Below are 19,421 nucleotides of genomic sequence, written 5' to 3'. Positions count from 1 at the left end.
GACACCGAATCCCGTGGCCATACTAGCGATTTGAGGCGGCGTGCCAACCTTGCGCCGTGTCGCATCCTCATGATCGAGAATTGACTTTCTCCATTGCTCGAGAAACGACCAGCTTCTCAAGAGCTGCTACGCGCGTATAGGGCTCCAGATCTCGCGTGCCGGTTCGCACCGGTTGCCCCGCCGCTACCGTCCGGGTAAACTCTGGGGCTGAGATTTGACTGTCGGCCATTCATCTTGGCTTGCGCCAGAAGTCTCGCAAAGGTCTTTCCAGTCCTTTGTGCCAATGTCCTTCAAGATTTATGATCTGGCGAGGGCGCTTTCGATTCTACTAAAATAACAGATATCGATTTTTTAGGTATTTTTAAAAACCAAGAGCGCAGGAAAGCTTGCTGCTGCCATTCCAAGTGGCGCCGTGATAAACTCAAACGCACGGGTTGCTAGATTAATCATAGGGCTATTCTAGTCGACTGGCCGGAATCACGCAAGACCATACCGACTGCCGCGCGCACGCCGCTAGGTCTGAATGGCCTGAATTTAGACGCGTGATGCCAAATGACAGAGAGTTCATAGCTGACTAGAGTGCCGACCCGGCTCTTGGGAATCTGTCATGATCATCGACCAGAAGCATCCCATCTCTTGGTCACTCGTCGAGCGCGGCGCAGACGGCCGGAAAGTGATGAAGGACCCCGCACTCACGAAGCCATTCCTCTATCACATGCTTGAATGGCGTTACGCCAAGGTGATTTTCGAAACTAACAAATTGCGGCTCTCGCCCGTCCGAAGTTGGCAGGACCCCTACGAGCGGTGGTGGTGCGATGGTCTGTTCAATCGCCCCGGTCCGTTGTCGGGGTTCCAACCGTACGGCTCGTGTTGGACCACAGGTGCACATGACGAACCGCGTTGGCGAATGGCCGGCTTTGGTCCCGACAAGGAAACTCCTGTAGTCCGAATCCGCTGTCGGGTGGACGCTATGGTGAACGCGGCAAAAGGCCTCCTCAAGAACGGTGCCGGCTCCGCTTTTTTAGGCCGCGTTCAATATCGTGGCGAGAGAACGCTTGTTCGTCTGGCGCAGTCGGTCGCAGAAGGATCGAAGAAAGAAGTTACCCGGATGGCCGCGACCATGCTGTTGCACAAGCGGCGTGCCTTCAAGTTCGAAGACGAGGTGAGACTCCTTTGGCTGGACAAGCAGGCATTGAGAGAGGGGGTCTATATCGACATCAAGGCGAAGACGTTCATCGACCAAGTGATGATTACACCTCACGCAAGCCCCGCTGAAACGGTGAACATCAAACGGGAGATGAAGCCTTTTGGTGTACCTTGCCTCTCGTCAGGTGTGTTGAAGTCGCCACGTTAGGCGCCGCCGCAGCCTTCGCGTCGAGAGCCGATCGAAAGATTAGCAATGGCCTATGTTGCGTGTTAGGTCGCTCAGGTTTCTCGTCGGCCAAACAAACGAACGTCAGCTTTTCATCCGCCCTTGGCCCGAACCGGACGTGCCGCTTGCGGCCTAACAGCCGCCGGGCTGCAATGCGCTTCATGCACGAACATGACGTAATCGCGGCAGCGGTGGCCACCTGAGACGTGGCGGCAATGTTCGAACCTCTAGCCGGCTGGCTGCCCCCCGATAGGATGAAGAACGGGCTCACGATTGACACCGGGCCCTGGCATCGAATGGAGGACAGCCATGGAACAGTATATCGGTCTCGACGTGTCCACGAAAGAGAGGGCAATATCGACAGAGAGGGCAATATCGATCCGGCAGGACGGCCAGAGGATTTGACGGGGCAAGTGCGCGTCCGACCCGCAACTGCTCGCGGCGGTGATCCGCAAGGGCGCACCGCAAGTCCGGCGAGTCGTTGTTAGCCGGGAATGGCTGGTTCGCTTCCTGGAGCATTGGATCGGCGACAAGCAGCGGCCGTTGGCGATTGCCACCCTGGAAGATAAGATCGTTCAGGGTGCAACGGTCATGGTGCTCAATGCCATCTACGAAGGCGACTTCTGTGGTTTCTCCTACGGGTTCCGACCCAAGAGGGCCGCACGATGCATTGGATGCCTTGTACGTCGCGATCGACCGACGGAAGGTGAACTGGATCGTCGACGCGCATCATCCGCCAGATCCAGAAATGGCTCAAGGCGGGCATCCTCAAAGACGGGGTCGTGACTGTGGATGACAGGGGAACCGGTCAAGCTCGGTGATTTCGCCGCTTTTGGCCAATATCTACCTGCATTACGTTCTGGCCTGTGGGCCCAGCGCTGGCGACAGCGCGAGGCTACCGGCGACATGATCATCGTGCGCTATGCCGATGATGTGGTCGTTGGCTTCGAGCATGAGAGCGACGCTCGTCGCTTTCTCGAAGCGATGCGCGCGAGGCTTGAGGAGTTCCTGCTGTCGCTTCATCCGGACAAGACTCGCCTGATTGAGTTTGGTCGCCTGGCGGCGGCCAGTCGAAAGAAGTGCGGGCTCGGCAAACCGGAGACCTTTGCCTTTCTGGGATTCACGTTCATCTGCGGAAAATCGCGTCGAGGGCGCTTCCAGCTTCAAAGGAAGACCCGCGGCGACCGCATGCGGGCGAAGCTTCAGGACATTAAGGTCGAGCTGCGACGGCGAACGCACTGGCCGATCCCCAAGCAGGGGAAGTGGCTAAGGCAGATCGTGACAGGCCACTTCGCATATTTCGCGGTTCCAACGAATATCCGGGCGCTCACGGCGTTCAGGTATCGGGTGATCGACCTTTGGAGGCGTACGCTTCAGCGACGCAGCCAGAAGGACGGCGCTACGTGGGAACGGATCGCGCAGTTAGCCAACGACTACCTTCCCAAGCCTTGCAACCTTCATCCATGGCCGAGTGTCCGCTTCGCCGTCAAACACTCGAGGTAGGAGCCACGTGCGGGAAAGCCGCCCGCGTGGATCTGTGCGGGGGGGCGCTCAGTAATGAGCGTCCCTACCGCGAAAAGCCGCTCTCAACTTGATTGTCGCGCGGCAGACGATCAATGGCTCGGTCTCGGCACTGCGGTTCCTACGAAACAGGGTCAGCGGGAACGCAGCGAATCAAGGCTTAGGAACCCATTTTGCGTAAAGGCTCTTCGAGGCCGTGGGAACCGTCTTGGCATCAACGAGAGCGACGAGCGAGCGGAACCGCTTCTCGCAGCCGCTGTTCGAGTTGATGCGACTTGCGACGAGGGTTGAGGCCTTCGGTAGATCCAGCATCAGCTTGACCTCGTTTGGCGAGAACGACTTGACCATCTCATTGTAGGATGGCGACGCCGCGTTCGAGACGCCGTATGAGTTGCCAGTCGCTGCCGTCACGACTCCCTCCACAAAAGTGGCCTGCGCTGTTTCCGGAACGCGGTTTTTCCGCGACAGCTTGAGGAGCCGATCGGCGAAGGGCGGCTCGTTGTGGAAGTTATCCCAGCCATTGTGCACACTTAAGAGCTTCCTACTCGCTGATGTGAAGATACTGTGGACCTCGGCTTCGCTCAGCAGCGACAATTGGCCCAGTGTCTCGAAGAACTGCAGCGAAGCCTTCTGACGGGCTTCGTCGCCTTTTGCCTTATAGTCCTGGTGTCGATCCACCAGCGCCGACCTGGTCCGGGGGCTAAGGTCGTTACTGAACGATTCGCAGATTGCGATGGCGTTCAGGCGGGCTTCCTCTCCCGACGCTGGGTCACAGTAGATGCCGTGTAACATGACGAAGATCAGCTCGCGCTGGGCCTCGAATGTTTCTTGGATACGGCGTTCCCATTCTTGTCGTTGATCCTTCTTGAACTTCGTTGCTTTCAGCGCGGCGAGCAGGGACTTTGTGTCCACCCCCTTAGGGTTGTGGGCGCTCGAGAGCGCATGCTTCTGACAGCGGCTTAGGAAGCTCAGGAACTCGTCTTCGTCGACCGTCCCCGCAGCTGGGTGTGCGATAGAGAAGCTGTTGCGTGTGGCCCTGCACTGATCGAGGAAGAAGAAGTCGTCGTCACCGATCAGGTTGAGCTTACGGCAGAGGTCGAGCAGCTCGGCGTCCTTGAGGTCGAGGAGCGTGTCCTCGTCGAAGGACTTGTCGTCGAGGATCTGAGGGACGACGTTGATGCCGAACCGTCGCACCTTGTCACGCAGTTCCACCACGGCCGCGTTCCAAACATAGTTGATGGCTGCGTCGAACAGTCCGCTGGCGACGGCGACACACATTTTGACGATCCGCTCATCGCGCAGGTGCGGAGGGATCTTCTTGATCAGGCGTGGGAGCTGGGACCAAGCATGGGCGATCTGGTCGTCCTCGGCGAGCACATTGCGGGGGACTCCCAACGCGGCGGTAAGTTGGGCTAGCATGGGCGAGGAGAGAGGGGTCACGTCGGGCAGTGTGACGGCGGGCAGATCGGTCTTTGGCTTAACTAGGACGTTGCTCATACTTACTCCCTGCATCGACGAGACCATCTCGCCCCATCGGTAGTCTTTAGCCGAAACAGAGTGAGGTCAGCCGGCGCGTGCGGCCTTTGTGCGATTACGTCCACCTGCCGCTCTTTTAACGCTACGCACGGAGACGGCTTTGGGAGCCACGACGTCGCCGAGCCGCTCTATACGGAAGGGCGCGCGCGAGGGAAGGCGAACGACGAGTTCGAGTTGCCCCCCGATCGCCTCGACGTAGCTTTTAAGAGTAGATAAGTACATGTCGGCTTGTTTCTCGATCTTCGAGACCGAAGGCTGCTTGATCTTGAGGACCGAAGCGATTTCGGCCTGGGCCTTTCCAGCGGCACGCCGCAACTCGCCGAGACTCTCGACTTCTCCCCTTAACTCTTCGAAACGCGCGTCGACTCGCTCCCGACGATCCTCGGGGAGCGCAGCGATTAGGTCGTCAAGCTTGCGTCCCATCACTTCTTCTCCTTCTTCGCCGCCGCCAAACGGTCGAGATGCCCTTGATAGCGCTTGTCCGCCTTGGCGATCAGACTTTTATAGAAGCGCTTCTCACTTAGGCCCGACTTATCGCCGGCGACGAGCAGGATCGCCTTCCGCTTCCGGTCGAATGCGAACGCAACCCGCCAGACACCATCATCAGCGCCGAAGCGAAGTTCTTTCATGTTCGCAAACGACGAGTCATTCAAGGTATCCGCATGGGGTCGCCCCAGCTGGGGCCCGAACACACCGAGCAGCTTAGCCGAGGCCAATAGCTCATCTTGGACTGTCTGGGGCAACGCCTCGAACTCCCCATCGAACTCATCGCCAAAAACGACTTCCCAAGTCATATATAGCTCCTAGGCTATGTGGTCAACATCATCAAGCTGCCGAACGATAGTCTGCGGCCGAAACAAGGTACGCGCGGTCGACGATAATCCGGCCGCCGTTGACACGACTGGCAATTCGCGACCTGTCTGCGCTATCGAGCGGCATCGTCACCGGCGTTCTGACGGGCGTGGCCGGCGCGTAGCTGTCGCTTGCCCAGAATGCCGGCTTGTCGTGAAGGATATGACCGCCAGCAAAGGGTTCCATCGCGCCGGCAGCGCTCACCGTCGCCAAATGGAAACCGGTGCCGGCGAGGTTCGCTTGTCTGGCGGCGAAGGTCGCCATGGCCCGGAGGTGAAGCCGGCGAGGCGCTGCGCTGGTCCATGCGTAATCGTGCGGAGAACCGCGCCGCGCCGTGCATCGCATCTCTCGTCCCGCTGCGCTGCTGAGGCCTTTTCTGTCAGGCGGTCTAGGTTTCGCGCTTCGGGCCGAGCAGGAATACTATGAGGGCAGCGACGAACGTGGCAACAGCACTGTAGGCAATGGCACTGGTAACCCCGGCATTGTCCACCAATAGTCCGCCGAAGATCGCGCCGGCAGCGATTGCCACTTGGAATACTGTGACCAGCAGCACACCGGCGCTTTGGGCCTGCTCGGGAACGACCCTCCGTACCATCCACGTCTGCAATCCCACTGGCACCGCGCCGAAGGCAAACCCCCACGCGGCAACAGCAATCGCCGAGGCCAAGGCCGATGCTCCCGCCGTCAGCAGCGAAACAGCGGCTATCGCTATGAGCAGCGGTGCAAGGGCCGCGACTGCCTTGAGACTGTACTCGGCCAGAAGCCCGCCGGCCAAATTGCCGAAGAATCCGCCGATGCCAAAAGCCAGCAACACAAGCGAGATCGTCTCGACATCCAGCGCGGGAATCTTCTCGAGGAAGGCGCGGATATAGGTGATTCCGGCGAAGTGGCCGGAAGCGACCAGCAGGACGACCAAAAGCGCAATTTTGACCATCGGAATCTTGGCCACATCCAGCATGCTGCGGAAGCTAGCCACTCCAATCGGAGGCAGTCTCGGAATGGTTATGAGTTGCACCAGCAGTGTAGCCGCGCCGCCGACTGCGGCGAGTATGAAGGCGCTTCGCCATCCCCAGATATCGCCGACATAAGCGCCGATTGGAGCTGCGCAAACGGTAGCCACCGAAACGCCGGTGAGGATGATCGACATAGCGCGCGCCAGGAGGTGGCTTGGAACGAGCCGCATCGCCAGTGCTGCCGACATCGACCAGAAGCCTCCGAGCGCTATGCCGAGCACGACGCGTGCAGTCAGGAGAACCGCCAGCGACCACGCGCCGGCCGCCAGAAGGTCCGACAGGATCAGCAGCAGCGTCATGGTCCACATGACGGTCCTGCGGTCCAGGCGCTTTGTGATGATGGCCACCGTGGGCGCCGAGATCGCCCCGACGATAGCGGTCGCCGTCATCGCCTGTCCAGCCGCTCCCTCGGTTGTGCCGAGATCATGCGCGAGGGGCGTGAGCAGGCTGACAGGCAGAAACTCTGCCGTGACCAGCCCGAAGGTGCCCAAGGAAAGCGAAATCACCGCACCCCATGCGGGACCAGACGGTGGGACGGGTTTTTCTGGGTCGTGCAGAACAGCGTCCATGACGCATGCCGCGGATTGGGTCATGAACGAAGTCTCCACTTTGATGCAATGCAACGTGATGTTGGTTGCCCTGACCCAAATTCAAAAACACAAGCGCATTTCCCGGCGGCGTTGCACGGAGGAGGGGATGTTCATTGCTTCGCGATATTTTGTGACGGTGCGGCGCGCAACATCGATGCCGGTTTCCTTCAGCCGGACAGCGATGTCCTCATCGGAAAGCACGTCGCCGGGAGATTCTGCGGCAATGATCGCTTTGATCCGATGCCGGACAGCTTCGGCGGAGTGCGCATCGCCGCCTTGGCAGGACGCGATCGCGACGGTGAAAAAATACTTCAGTTCAAAGACTCCGCGCGGGGTAAGCATGTACTTGTTCGAGGTCACCCGGCTTACCGTCGACTCGTGCACGCCGATCGCGTCAGCGACGGTTCTGAGATTGAGAGGCCGCAGGTGGGCGACGCCATGTTCCAAAAAGGCATCCTGCTGACGCACGATTTCAGCCGCAACCTTAACAATCGTCTTGGCGCGCTGATCGAGGCTGCGGATTAGCCAGTTCGCGTTTTGCAAGCATTCGTCGAGAAATGCTTGATCTTTCGAATTTTGGGCAGTTTGACGCGTGACTTCGGCATAGTAGGTTTGGTTGATCAGCAGCTTTGGCAGCGTGGCGGGATCAAGTTCGATCTGCCACCCGCCTTGCGGCGAGGGCGTGACCCAGACGTCGGGTATGATTGATTCAGACGCACCGGATTGGAATCTGTTCCCAGGCTTGGGATCGAGGGCCCGAATTTCATGCATCATGTCGAGAAGGTCTTCTTCATCGACGCCGCAATGCTGCTTCAGCGCCTCAAAATCGCGTCGCGCAAGCATTTCAAGATTGGCAACCAAAGCTGCCATTGCCGGGTCGAGCCGGTTTCGCTGGCGCAACTGGATCTCGAGGCATTCTCTGAGACTTCGCGCAAAAACTCCCGGTGGATCAAATTGCTGCAAGGTTCCGAGAACCCGTTCCACAACAGCCTCATGGACATTCAGGCTCTCGGCCAGCTCCAAAAGGTTTGCCCGAAGATAGCCAGTGTCTTCCAGATCGGCGGCAAGCTGGCCAGCGATCAGCCGCTCCTGTGGTCTGAACGCAGTGAGGGCGATCTGACGAGCGACATGGTCGTGCAATGTTTCGGCGAGGGTGGCAAACTCGTCGAGGGAAGGGCCATTGCCGGGCGGGTTGTTGGTCGTGTTGCGAAGTGATTTCCATTGCCCGAGCCGTTCAGGCGAACTTGCCCCGGTCGGTCCTTCAACGGCGTTTGCGCCAGGGCCGACAGGCTGATCCGCTCCCGAAATCGAAACGTCGTCAAAAGGCCCGCCATCGCTTGATGCAGATTCCAAGAGCGGGTTCTTCTCAATTTCCCGCTCCACGAACTGATGCAGTTCAGTATGCGCCAGTTGCAGCAAGCGAATCGACTCAATGAGTTGAGGCGATGCCACCATGGATTGCTTCTGGCGCTGAAGCAGGCTTGCTGAGGATTGCATGGTGAGCGCGATAATCCTGTCGAGGAGCCTCTTGGGACCGGCAATGGCACCAGTGAGACGTTTTCTAGGTCAAGCGGCGGCTTTCAGCGTTTCGAGAACGTTTTGCGGGGACGAGACGCCATACGGGTCGGCCTCGCAGTTGTCGGAGAAACCTTCCTCCTCGAACCAGTGCTCCACCACGCCATTGTTGATCAGGGCGGCGTAGCGCCAGGAGCGCATCCCGAAGCCGAGATTATCCTTGGCGACCAGCATGCCCATTTTGCGTGTGAACTCGCCTGAGCCATCGGGAATGAGCTCGACCTGCTTCAGGCCCAAGGACTTCCCCCACGCATTCATGACGAAGGCGTCGTTGACTGAGAGGCAGTAAATCGCGTCAATTCCCTCCTTCTCAAACTCATCATAGAGGTCTTCGAACTTGGGCAATTGGTAGGTCGAGCAGGTCGGCGTGAAGGCGCCAGGCAGCGAGAACAGGATGACCCGCTTGCCGGCAAAGTAATCGTCAGATGTCTTTTCTTGCCAGCGATATGGATTTGGCCCCTGGACTGACTTATCGTGAACACGCGTGAGAAAGGTGACGAAGGGAACTTTCTTTTGAACTGTCATCAAGTTGCTCCTAAAGAAGAAAACTGCCGTTGAATTCTGGCAGAGGCTGGCGCAATTCCGAGCAAAGCTTAGTATGCTCGGGCACGGAATGAGGGCCTCGGCGGCTCGCAACGTCCTTTTCCATCCCGACGTATGGGAACGTCTTGGCGGCTGGTCTTGGCCACCCGAACGCAATCGATCTGAGCGAGCTGGAGACCGTCGAGCCGCTTGCTTTCCACGGCTGTGGCGCCGGAAGCGGGATCGGTCACTCGCGATCGTGCGTTTGGAAAAGGGATAGCGGCCGGAAGTAGCCAATATCTCAAGCATGTGGGGGCCTGAAATGTCACTTCACGCAACAGACCCGCGTCACTGGACTGGTTCAGCGTGTTGTCGATATGTGGCAGCGACCCGCCGGCCTTGGCTTGGGTGACCGTTTGACGGGGCTCTTGGGCACTCCCATGCTGAACAGAACCGGTAAACGGCATTTGCGCGAGCGGCCCGTGTTGGCGTGCCGGCATCGGACCAGCCATGCGCAAAGCGGCCACCGAGGAGGGACTTCCGGAGAAGACGATGTCCCGATGTTCAGCGGGAACGGGCACCGTCTCTTCAGGCCACGGTTTGGAGCTTCGCGTATCGGGCATGGCACAAGTCGCTTTCATCGTGATTTCATGGTGCTCTAACCAAGAGCAGCAAGCGGCGTGCCATTTCAAATAGAGATGCTGTTGGACCGCCCCTTCTTCTCGGAGGCCGTGTCTTAGAAGATCGGGCGCGCGCTATGCCGCCTCGTCACACAGGCAACAACGATGCTGTATGGTGCGGACATTCGGCGCTTCAGCCCCGGCTGGGCAAAGACGAACACCGGAAGCCGAGCCGATGCACTACCTGAGGCTGGCGGGCACTCCAGTCATTGCGTAGCGCGTGCCGCTAGCGTTCTTGGGTGCGCAGGCACGCCTATCGCGAACATGCGCCTGTCGCGGCAACCATGAGCGCGCGCTCTTGGGCAAGCGCCTTGGCCCCTGAGGATCGAATTCCCCAATCGTGTCTGTTTGCCGCCCTCTTATGTTCGAAACTGGACCAGAATGTCGCAAGCCCGACCTAAAGGTCGCCCGAGGCGTTCTGTCCGACACTGTACCGTCGCCTTTGTTGCCCGCGACACCGGCTTATTTCGCCTAGCTCTTCTCTGGCCTCAGGCTAAGCCGCTGAGAAGCTGCCACGATTTTTTTCTGCTGCTGCCAAATTGGCACGAGATTTGAAGCACCTTCGTTGCGGCCGGGAGCCGCCGACCGACTTTCATTTCGTGGATGACACGAATGGAACGAAGAAAGAAAAGCAAAATGTCAAATCCGCGTCGGATAGCGTCTATGGACAGGGGCCCTCGGCGAAACCGCCTTACCCAACAGCTCGCCGCCCTTGTCGACCCTTGCGCAGGAAATCTTGGCCGGCGGCGAGTCAAAGGCCCACCACACCGACTTTATCCTGACCTCGAAGGTACAGGATAACGTTCTGCATCTCGCCGCGCGTTTGCCTAGACAGTTAAGCGTTAGCCGATCCTGATAATCGGTCTGCCTTCCGACGACGTCGTCTACATGCCGTCTTAGGTCTTCTCTACCGCAGCGCCCGCCGGTCACCTTCCGCCCTTCCATCGCTATAGAGTGAAGTGCCAGCATGTCCGAACAAGCTTTGCCGACGCTGCCGATGTGGCGCGTCGATCACATTGAGCCCTCGCCTGAGATGTTGGCGCTACGGGCCAACGGTCCGATCCACCGCGTGCGCTTCCCGTCCGGGCACGAAGGCTGGTGGGTGACAGGCTATGACGAGGCCAAGGCGGTGTTGTCCGACGCGGCGTTCCGGCCCGCGGGAATGCCGCCGGCGGCATTCACCCCGGATTCGGTGATTCTCGGTTCGCCAGGATGGCTGGTCTCGCACGAGGGGGACGAGCATACGCGGTTACGCACGATCGTGGCGCCGGCCTTCAGCAACGGCAGGGTGAAGCTGCTCGCGCAGCAGGTCGAGGCGATCGCCGCGCAGTTGTTCGAGACGCTGGCGGCCCAGCCCCAGCCCGCCGATCTGCGGCGCCACCTCTCCTTTCCGCTTCCCGCCATGGTCATTGGCGCGCTGATGGGCGTGCTCTACGAGGATCACGCCTTTTTCGCCGGGCTGTCCGACGAGGTGATGACGCACCAGCATGAAAGCGGCCCGCGAAGCGCGTCGCGCTTGGCCTGGGAAGAACTCCGCGCCTACATTCGAGGCAAGATGCGGGACAAGCGCCAGGATCCGGGCGACAACGTGCTGACGGATCTGCTCGCGGCGGTCGACCAGGGCAAGGCGACCGAGGAAGAGGCGATCGGCCTGGCGGCTGGCATGCTGGTGGCGGGGCACGAGAGCACCGTGGCGCAGATCGAATTCGGCCTGCTGGCCATGTTCCGCCATCCGCAACAGCGCGAACGCCTGATCGGCGATCCATCCCTGGTGGACAAGGCGGTGGAGGAAATCCTGCGCATGTACCCGCCGGGCGCCGGCTGGGACGGCATCATGCGCTATCCGAGGACCGACGTGACCATCGCGGGCGTGCATGTTCCCGCGGAGAGCAAGGTGCTGGTCGGCCTGCCGGCGACGTCATTCGATCCGCGCCATTTCGACGACCCGGAAATCTTCGACATCGGACGTGACGAAAACCCGCACCTGGCGTTCTCCTACGGGCCCCACAACTGCGTCGGCTTGGCGCTGGCCAGGCTGGAACTCAAGGCGGTGTTCGGTTCGATCTTCCAGCGCTTTCCCGCGCTGCGCCTGGCCGTGGCGCCCGAAGAACTGAAGTTGCGCAAGGAGATCATCACTGGCGGGTTCGAGGAGTTCCCGGTGCTCTGGTGATACGCGGACGCCACCAGGTATCCCGATGTTCTCGAATTGCCGGCGCGCCTGCCGCGCCGATCAGATCAGCCAGCCAACAGGTGACCAAGATGGACGTGCAAGACACCATGGCATCATGCCGGGACGCCTTCGCCGAACTGGCGTCGCCAGCGTGCATTCAGGACCCGTACCAATTCATGCGGTGGTTGCGCGAGCACGATCCGGTACATCGCGCGGCGTCGGGCCTCTTTCTGTTGAGCCGCCACGCCGACATCTACTGGGCGCTCAAGGCCACGGGCGATGCTTTTCGGGGGCCGGCGCCAGGCGAACTGGCGCGCTATTTCCCGCGGGCGGCGACCAGCCTGTCGCTAAGTTTGCTGGCGTCCACTTTAGCGATGAAGGAACCACCAACGCATACGCGTCTGCGCCGGCTGATCTCGCGCGATTTCACCATGGGCCAGATCGACAAGCTGAGGCCGACCATCGCTCGCATCGTCGCAGCGCGCCTGGACGGCATGGCGCCCGCGCTGGAGCGCGGGGAGGCGGTGGACCTGCATCGGGAATTCGCGCTGGCCTTGCCCATGCTGGTTTTCGGCGAACTGTTCGGCATGCCCCCGGACGACATTCTCGCGCTCGTCACCGGCATCAGCGCCATTCTGGAAGGCCTGAGCCCGCACGCCAGCGATCCCCAGCTCGCCGCGGCGGACGCGGCCAGCGCCAGGGTGCAGGCCTACTTCGGCGACCTCATACAGCGCAAGCGTATCGATTCCCGCCACGACATCGTGTCAATGCTGGTCGGCGCACACGACGACGATGCCGAGATGCTGTCGGATGCGGAATTGATCAGCATGCTCTGGGGCATGCTGCTGGGCGGCTTCGCCACCACTGCCGCGGCCATCGGCCATGCGGTCCTGGCGATGCTGGCGTATCCCGAACAGCGGCACTGGCTGCAGGGAGATGCCGGAGGGGTGAAGGCATTCGTCGAAGAAGCCCTGCGCTACGACGCGCCCGCCATGTTCAGCTCCATTCCGCGTATCGCCCAGCGCGACATCGAACTGGGCGGCGTGGTGATCCCGAAGAACGCGGACGTGCGCGTGCTGATCGCGGCCGGCAATCGCGACCCGGACGCCTTCGCCGATCCCGATCGCTTCGATCCCGTGCGGTTCTACGGCACCAGTCCTGGCATGTCGATCGACGGGAAGATCATGCTGACCTTCGGCCATGGGATCCACTTCTGCCTTGGTGCGCAACTGGCCCGGGTGCAGTTGGCCGAGAGCCTGCCGCGGATCCAGGCGCGCTTCCCCACGCTGGCATTGGCCGAGCAGCCGACCCGGGAGCCCTCCGCGTTCCTTAGAACATTCCGCGCGCTGCCGGTACGGCTGCATGGGCAGGAGGGCTGAGATGCGCGTCGTAGTCGATCAGGATCTGTGCGGAACGACCGGGCAGTGCGTGCTGACGCTGCCTGGCACCTTTCGCCAGCGCGAACCGGACGGCGTGGCCGAAGTGTGCGTGGCGACGGTCCCGCAGGCGCTGCACGCCGCCGTGCGGCTTGCGGCCAACCAGTGCCCGGTCGCCGCCATTCGGATCATCGAAAACGACGCTGGCCATGACGAGCGCGCCAGCGCCGACCCGGCGCCTTCTCCGACGCAGGCCGAGGGGCATGCCGCGAAAGACCAATGCAATTCAGGAGACACGATGGGAAGGTTTGAAGGCAAGGTGGCCGTGGTGACCGGCGCCGGCGCCGGCATCGGCAAGGCATGCGCTCTCGCCATCGCGCGCGGGGGCGGCAGAGTGGTGGTGGCCGACATTGATGGCTCGGCTACCATCGCCTGCACCGCGCAGATCGCGGCCGAAGCGGGCCACGCGCTGCCCATAGCCATGGATATCGCCGATGATCAGGCGGTGGCAGCGCTGTTCGAGACGGCGGAGCGGCACTTCGGGGGGGTCGACCTGCTGGTGAACAATGCGAGCGCCATGCATCTGACCCCGCGCGACCGCGCGATCCTCGACCTGGACCTGGCAGTCTGGGACCAGACCATGGCGACCAATCTGCGCGGCACGCTGCTCTGCTGCCGGCAGGCCATCCCACGGATGATCGCCCGCGGCGGTGGCGCGATCGTCAACATGTCCTCATGCCAGGGGCTGAGCGGTGACACGGCGCAGACGTCCTACGCCGCGTCGAAGGCGGCGATGAACATGCTCTCGGCTTCGCTCGCCACCCAGTACGGTCACTCTCAGATACGCTGCAACGCGGTTGCGCCGGGTCTTATCATGACCGAGCGTCTCCTCGCCAAGCTGGACGAATGCATGCAACGGCATCTGCGCCGGCACCAGCTCCTGCAGCGCGTCGGCCTCCCCGAGGACGTGGCCGCGCTCGTGGCGTTCCTGCTCTCCGACGATGCTGCGTTCATCACTGGCCAGGTCGTGTGCATCGACGGCGGCATGCTGGCGCATGTGCCGACATACGCCGAGGGTGGCAACAGCTGCGCCGCGCGCCCTGCCGGCGACACCGAATCGGCGGCGGCGGCGCGCTGCTGATGGACATGCTGCTCAACCCACTCAACCGTCGGCACCGGCTGCGATGCGACATCCCGGTCATGCCTGGCGCTTTCCCCCTGGTCGGGCATCTTCCCGCCATTGTCTGCGACCTGCCGCGCCTGCTGCGGCGCGCGCAACGCACGCTGGGCAGCCACTTCTGGCTGGATTTCGGCCCTGCCGGACATCTGATGACCTGCGTGGATCCGGATGCATTCGCACTGCTCAGGCACAAGGACGTGTCCTCGGCGCTGATCGAAGAGATCGCGCCCGAATTGCTTGGCGGAACGTTGGTTGCCCTGGACGGCGGCGCGCACCGGCAGGCGCGCGATGCCATCAAGGCAGCGTTCTTGCCCAAGGGGCTGACCCAGGCCGGGATCGGCGACCTGTTCGCGCCCGTCATCCAGGCGCGGGTGCAGGCGTGGCGCGCCCGCGGCGAGGTAACCATCCTGCGCGAAACCGGCGACCTGATGCTGAAGCTCATCTTCAGCCTCATGGGAATCCCCGCGCAGGACCTGCCGGGATGGCATCGCAAGTACCGGCAATTGCTGCAGTTGATCGTCGCGCCACCGGTCGACCTGCCCGGACTGCCATTGCGGCGCGGCCGCGCCGCCCGCGACTGGATCGACGCGCAGTTGCGCCGGTTCGTCCGCGACGCGCGCGCGCATGCCGCGCGCACCGGGCTGATCAAAGACATGGTGAGCGCCTTCGACCGCAGCGACGGTCCGCTCTCCGATGACGTCCTGGTCGCAAATATCCGCTTGCTACTGCTTGCCGGTCACGACACCACTGCCTCGACGATGGCCTGGATTGTGATCGAGCTGGCGCGGCAGCCTGTGCTGTGGGACGCCCTCGTCGAGGAGGCGCAACGCGTGGGCGCGGTGCCGACCCGGCACGCGGACCTGGCGCAGTGTCCGGTCGCCGAGGCGCTGTTCCGCGAGACACTGCGCCTGCATCCGGCGACCACGCTCCTGCCGCGTCGCGCGCTGCAGGAATTGCAACTCGGCCAACGACGCATTCCCGCGGGCACCCATCTATGCATCCCGCTGCTGCATTTCTCGACCTCGGCGCTGCTGCACGACGCGCCTGATCAGTTCCGCCTGGCGCGGTGGCTGCAACGCACGGAGCCGATCCGGCCGGTTGACATGCTGCAGTTCGGTACCGGACCACACGTCTGCATCGGCTACCATCTGGTATGGCTGGAAATGGTGCAGTTCTGCATCGCCTTGGCGCTGACCATGCACAAGGCCGGGGTGCGGCCGCAGTTGCTCAGCGATGTCGAAAAAGGCCGGCGCTACTACCCGACCGCACATCCGTCCATGGCAATCCGCATAGGCTTCTCATGAGCTGGGCACGCCCTGTGTGGCAAGGCAGCGGCGCCGGCGGGGCGCGGCATTGCTGCACTCAGCGCACGCATTGGTGTGACGCCGGCAACACCGTGACGGCTTGCGCTCGCCGTGGCCGTCTCAGCTACAAGGACATCAACAACATGCAGACCGGTTCCACTCCACGCGACCGAATCGGCGTTTCCGCCGGCGGATTGGGCGCGCAGGCGCGCGGCGCATCTGGCGGGCTGCTCCCCGAGATCTGGATGCAGGACGGCGCAAAGCGGGTCGAACAGGCTCTGGGGCGTCTGCTCTGCGCCAAAGACGACGGTAAGACAGAGCTGATGGCGGCCATGCGCTACGCCACCTTGCATGGCGGGAAGCGCACCCGCGCCTTGCTCTGTCTGGCTGCCGGCGCACTGGCGGGCACGCCGGCGCACATGCTCGACGACGTCGGCGCCGCCATCGAGATGATGCACGCCTGTACCCTGGTCCACGACGACCTGCCCGCGATGGATGACGACGTGCTTCGCCGCGGCCTTCCGACCGTGCACGTAAAGTTCGGCGAAGCCACTGCGATCCTGGTCGGCGATGCGCTGCAGGCCCACGCCTTCCTGACCCTGGCGAGCCTGGATGCGCCGGGCGACAACCGTATCGCGCTCGTGCGCGAACTGGCGCAGGCGGTGTCCGCCGAGGGTGCCGCAGGCGGGCAGGCCATGGATCTGTCGTTGGTCGGAAAGCACGCCGGGCTGGACAGGATCCTGGCGATGCACGGGATGAAAACCGGAGCGCTAGTGCGCGCGTCGGTTCGCATGGGCGCGCTATACTCCATCGCGGAGGATGCCGCGCACGCTGCGCTGTATGCAGCGCTCGATCGCTACACCGCCTGTTTCGGCCTGGCGTTGCAGGTGGCCGACGACATTCTCGACGCGACGGCGGATACCGCGACTCTTGGCAAGACCCCCGGTAAGGACGCGGCGGCGCAGAAGCCGACCTGCGCGTCGATCATGGGGCTGCAGGCTGCGCGCCAGTTCGCGCTGTACTTGTTGCACGACGCCGGGGAGGCCATCGCCCCTCTGGGGCCGCGTGCGGAAGGGTTGGCGCAGATGCTGCAGCGGGCCAAGGTCTATCTGTCCGCGCCACACGCATGAGCGCGCCCATCCGTAAGGACTCGCCCCTGTGCTGGTGCGATCGGCCGGCCGGCGCTGCATGCTGAACTGTGTCCGTGTCGGCGGCGACGTGCGCGGCGTCTGCACGTTTCTGTTCTCGTTAGCCCTCTGCAGAAGGAACATACCGCGTGAACGCGCTGTCCGAACAGATCCTTTCCGAATTGCGTCATCTGCTGAGCGAGATGAGCGACGGCGGTAGCGTCGGTCCGTCCGTATACGACACGGCGCGAGCTCTGCAGTTCGACGGCAACGTCACCGGTCGGCACGACGCATACGCGTGGCTCATCGCGCAGCAACAGGCCGATGGCGGATGGGGAAGTGCGGACTTCCCGCTGTTTCGCCATGGGCCTACCTGGGCGGCGTTGCTGGCATTGCAGCGTGCCGATCCTCTTCCTGGCGCTGCCGACGCAGTCCACGCTGCAACCCGGTTCCTCGAGCGCCAGCCCGATCCCTACGCGCATGCGGTGCCGGAAGACGCGCCCATCGGCGCGGAGCTGATCCTGCCGCAGTTGTGCGACGAGGCCGCATCCTTGCTGGGTGGCGTGGCGTTTGCGCGCCACCCGGCGCTGTTGCCGTTGCGGCAAGCACGCCTGGCCAAGCTGGGGGCAGTTGCGACGTTGCCGAGCGGCCATCCATTGCTGCACTCCTGGGAAGCCTGGGGGACGTCGCCGGCCACCGCATGCCCGGACGACGACGGCAGCATTGGCATCAGTCCAGCGGCCACCGCCGCGTGGCGTGCGCACGCCGTGACACAGGGAAGAACGCCGCACGTCGGGCGCACCGACGGGTATCTGCAGGCTGCATCGCGGGCAACGCGCACCGGCATTGAAGGTGTCGTTCCCAATGTCTGGCCGATCAATGTGTTCGAGCCATGCTGGTCGCTGTACACCCTGCATCTGGCCGGTCTGTTCGCGCATCCCGCGCTCGCCGAGGCGCTGCAAGTGATCATCGCGCAACTCGACGCCCGCCTCGGAGTCCGCGGTCTGGGCCCTGCCTTGCACTTCGCGGCCGATGCGGACGACACCGCCGTTGCGTTGTGCGTCCTTCGCCTTGCAGGCCGCGACCCGGCGGCCGACGCGTTGCGCCAGTTCGAAACCGGCGAGCTGTTCGTCACCTTCCCGGGCGAGCGCAATGCCTCGGTGTCGACCAACATCCATGCCCTGCATGCGTTGCGAATCTTGGGAAAACCCGCCGCCGGCACCAGCGCCTACGTCGAGGCCAATCGCAACCCGCACGGTTTATGGGACAACGAAAAATGGCACGTTTCGTGGCTGTATCCCACCGCGCATGCGATCGCTGCGCTCGCGCAAGGCAAGCCCCAGTGGCGCGACGAGCGCGCGCTGGCGGCGCTGCTGCAGGCGCAGCGCGACGACGGCGGCTGGGGCGCCGGTCGCGCGTCCACATTCGAGGAAACCGCCTATGCGCTGTTCGCGTTGCACGTGATGGACGGGAGCGAAGAGCCGGCAGGGCGACGGCGCATCGCGCAGGCGGTGGCGCGCGCGCTGAAGTGGATGCTCGCCCGCCACGCAGCCCATGCATTGCCCCAGACGCCGCTGTGGATCGGAAAGGAACTGTATTGCCCCACTCGGGTGGTGCGCGTGGCCGAACTCGCCGGGTTGTGGCTGGCGCTTCGTTGGGGGCGGCGCGTCTCGGCCGAGGGAGCAGGAGCGGGGCCATGATCCCGACCGATCGCGCGCTGCAGCAGGTGCTGGAGTGGGGGTGTTCCCTGACCGGGTTCGCCGACGAGCATGGCGTGGAAGCAGTCAGGGGCGGCCAGTATATCCTGCAGCGCATCCATCCGAGCCTGCGGGACACCGGCGCCCGCACCGGCCGCGATCCGCTCGACGAAACGCTGATCGTGGCGTTCTATCGCGAGCTGGCGCTGCTGTTCTGGCTCGACGATTGCAACGACCTTCGCTTGATCGCGCCGGAGCAGCTCGCCGCGGTGGAGCAGGCGCTCGGGCAGGGCGTGCCGTGCGTGCTCCCCGGATTCGAGGGCTGTGCTGTGCTGCGCGCTTCGCTCGCCGCGCTCGCCTACGATCGTCGCGACTATGCTCAGCTTCTCCACGATACCCGGTGCTACTGCGCGGCGCTGCGCGCCGGACACGCGCAGGCGGCAGGGGCGCAGCGCTGGTCCTACGCCGAGTACTTGCAGAACGGCGTGGATTCGATCGCCTACACGAACGTGTTCTGTTGCCTGTCCTTGCTGTGGGGGCTGGACATGGCGACCTTGCGCGCGCGTCCGGCGTTTCGCCAGGTCCTGCGGCTCATCTCCGCGATAGGGCGCTTGCAGAACGACCTGCATGGACGCGAAAAGGATAGGTCGGCCGGCGAGGCCGACAACGCGGCGATCCTGCTGCTGCAGCGCTATCCGGCTATGCCTGTGGTGGAGTTCCTCAACGACGAGCTGGCCGGCCACACACGCATGCTGCACCGGGTGATGGCGCAAGAACGCTTTCCCGCGCCGTGGGGACCGTTGATCGACGCCATGGCGGCCATCCGCGCGCAGTACTACGAGACCTCAACCAGCCGCTACCGCAGCGACGCTGCGGAGCGAGGCCAGCGTGCGCCGGCCTGAACGC

16 protein-coding genes and 1 pseudogene are annotated in these 19,421 nt (G+C 62.8%); 10 read left to right on the top strand and 7 right to left on the bottom strand.

The genetic code is table 11. The annotated features are described in order from the left end of the window. Positions 1–607 precede the first annotated feature (607 nt). Together NKH19_RS12450 and NKH19_RS12445 are read left to right on the top strand one after the other, a co-directional pair. Positions 608–1,354: a hypothetical protein gene (locus NKH19_RS12450; RefSeq protein WP_352967557.1), complete on the top strand. Its 747-nt coding sequence runs from the start codon at positions 608–610 to the stop codon at positions 1,352–1,354. A gap of 810 nt (positions 1,355–2,164) precedes the next feature. Beyond that, positions 2,165–2,875: a reverse transcriptase domain-containing protein gene (locus tag NKH19_RS12445; RefSeq protein ID WP_352982183.1), complete on the top strand. Its 711-nt coding sequence runs from the start codon at positions 2,165–2,167 to the stop codon at positions 2,873–2,875. Between the two features lie 171 nt (positions 2,876–3,046). Here the strand turns inward: NKH19_RS12445 and NKH19_RS12440 are convergent, their stop codons facing one another. From NKH19_RS12440 to NKH19_RS12410, 7 genes are all read right to left on the bottom strand, one after another. Further along, on the bottom strand, positions 3,047–4,390 hold the full coding sequence (locus NKH19_RS12440) for a hypothetical protein (protein ID WP_031251478.1): 1,344 nt from the start codon (positions 4,388–4,390) through the stop codon (positions 3,047–3,049). A gap of 66 nt (positions 4,391–4,456) precedes the next feature. Further along, positions 4,457–4,852, bottom strand: coding sequence for an XRE family transcriptional regulator (locus tag NKH19_RS12435; protein ID WP_352982181.1), 396 nt, complete (start codon positions 4,850–4,852; stop codon positions 4,457–4,459). Further along, on the bottom strand, positions 4,852–5,223 hold the full coding sequence (locus NKH19_RS12430; RefSeq protein WP_023727153.1) for a type II toxin-antitoxin system RelE/ParE family toxin: 372 nt from the start codon (positions 5,221–5,223) through the stop codon (positions 4,852–4,854). The genes NKH19_RS12435 and NKH19_RS12430 overlap by 1 nt, the downstream gene beginning before the upstream one ends. A 31-nt stretch (positions 5,224–5,254) precedes the next feature. Then, entirely contained in the window at positions 5,255–5,545 is a 291-nt protein-coding gene (locus NKH19_RS12425) for a hypothetical protein (protein WP_023727154.1), read from the bottom strand. 124 nt (positions 5,546–5,669) lie between these two features. Continuing rightward, positions 5,670–6,887, bottom strand: a complete 1,218-nt coding sequence (locus NKH19_RS12420; RefSeq protein ID WP_023727155.1) for an MFS transporter — start codon at positions 6,885–6,887, stop codon at positions 5,670–5,672. A gap of 57 nt (positions 6,888–6,944) precedes the next feature. Beyond that, complete coding sequence (rpoN, locus tag NKH19_RS12415; RefSeq protein WP_352982178.1) at positions 6,945–8,381, bottom strand: RNA polymerase factor sigma-54; 1,437 nt, start codon at positions 8,379–8,381, stop codon at positions 6,945–6,947. Between the two features lie 69 nt (positions 8,382–8,450). Then, positions 8,451–8,984 carry a peroxiredoxin gene (locus tag NKH19_RS12410; RefSeq protein WP_352982176.1) on the bottom strand — a complete coding sequence of 178 codons (534 nt, stop codon included), beginning with the start codon at positions 8,982–8,984 and terminating at the stop codon, positions 8,451–8,453. Between the two features lie 1,644 nt (positions 8,985–10,628). Here NKH19_RS12410 and NKH19_RS12405 point away from each other — a divergent pair. From NKH19_RS12405 to NKH19_RS12370, 8 genes and pseudogenes are all read left to right on the top strand, one after another. Further along, positions 10,629–11,831, top strand: coding sequence for a cytochrome P450 (locus NKH19_RS12405; RefSeq protein WP_352982174.1), 1,203 nt, complete (start codon positions 10,629–10,631; stop codon positions 11,829–11,831). 89 nt (positions 11,832–11,920) lie between these two features. After that, on the top strand, positions 11,921–13,210 hold the full coding sequence (locus tag NKH19_RS12400; RefSeq protein ID WP_352982172.1) for a cytochrome P450: 1,290 nt from the start codon (positions 11,921–11,923) through the stop codon (positions 13,208–13,210). Beyond that, positions 13,194–13,337 (top strand): annotated as a pseudogene (locus NKH19_RS12395) (ferredoxin); the annotation flags it as partial. The gene NKH19_RS12400 and the pseudogene NKH19_RS12395, both read left to right, overlap by 17 nt. Positions 13,338–13,505: 168 nt before the next feature. Then, the gene (locus NKH19_RS12390; RefSeq protein WP_352854586.1) at positions 13,506–14,348 is read left to right on the top strand and encodes an SDR family oxidoreductase; all 843 of its coding nucleotides are present in this window, start codon (positions 13,506–13,508) and stop codon (positions 14,346–14,348) included. Beyond that, positions 14,348–15,691 carry a cytochrome P450 gene (locus NKH19_RS12385; protein WP_352982171.1) on the top strand — a complete coding sequence of 448 codons (1,344 nt, stop codon included), beginning with the start codon at positions 14,348–14,350 and terminating at the stop codon, positions 15,689–15,691. Before NKH19_RS12390 ends, NKH19_RS12385 begins: the two co-directional genes overlap by 1 nt. 143 nt (positions 15,692–15,834) lie before the next feature. Then, a complete protein-coding gene (locus NKH19_RS12380) occupies positions 15,835–16,821 on the top strand; it encodes a polyprenyl synthetase family protein (RefSeq protein WP_352982170.1) in 987 nt (328 codons plus the stop codon). Between the two features lie 146 nt (positions 16,822–16,967). Further along, positions 16,968–18,518, top strand: coding sequence for a hypothetical protein (locus NKH19_RS12375; RefSeq protein WP_352982169.1), 1,551 nt, complete (start codon positions 16,968–16,970; stop codon positions 18,516–18,518). After that, complete coding sequence (locus NKH19_RS12370; protein WP_352982167.1) at positions 18,515–19,417, top strand: terpene synthase family protein; 903 nt, start codon at positions 18,515–18,517, stop codon at positions 19,415–19,417. The genes NKH19_RS12375 and NKH19_RS12370 overlap by 4 nt, the downstream gene beginning before the upstream one ends. Positions 19,418–19,421: the final 4 nt, after the last annotated feature.

This window comes from Mesorhizobium sp. M1338, from assembly GCF_040318045.1.
Classification (GTDB): Bacteria; Pseudomonadota; Alphaproteobacteria; order Rhizobiales; family Rhizobiaceae; genus Mesorhizobium.
Note: the sequence above shows the minus strand (reverse complement) of the source record. Positions and strands in the feature narration are given on the sequence as shown.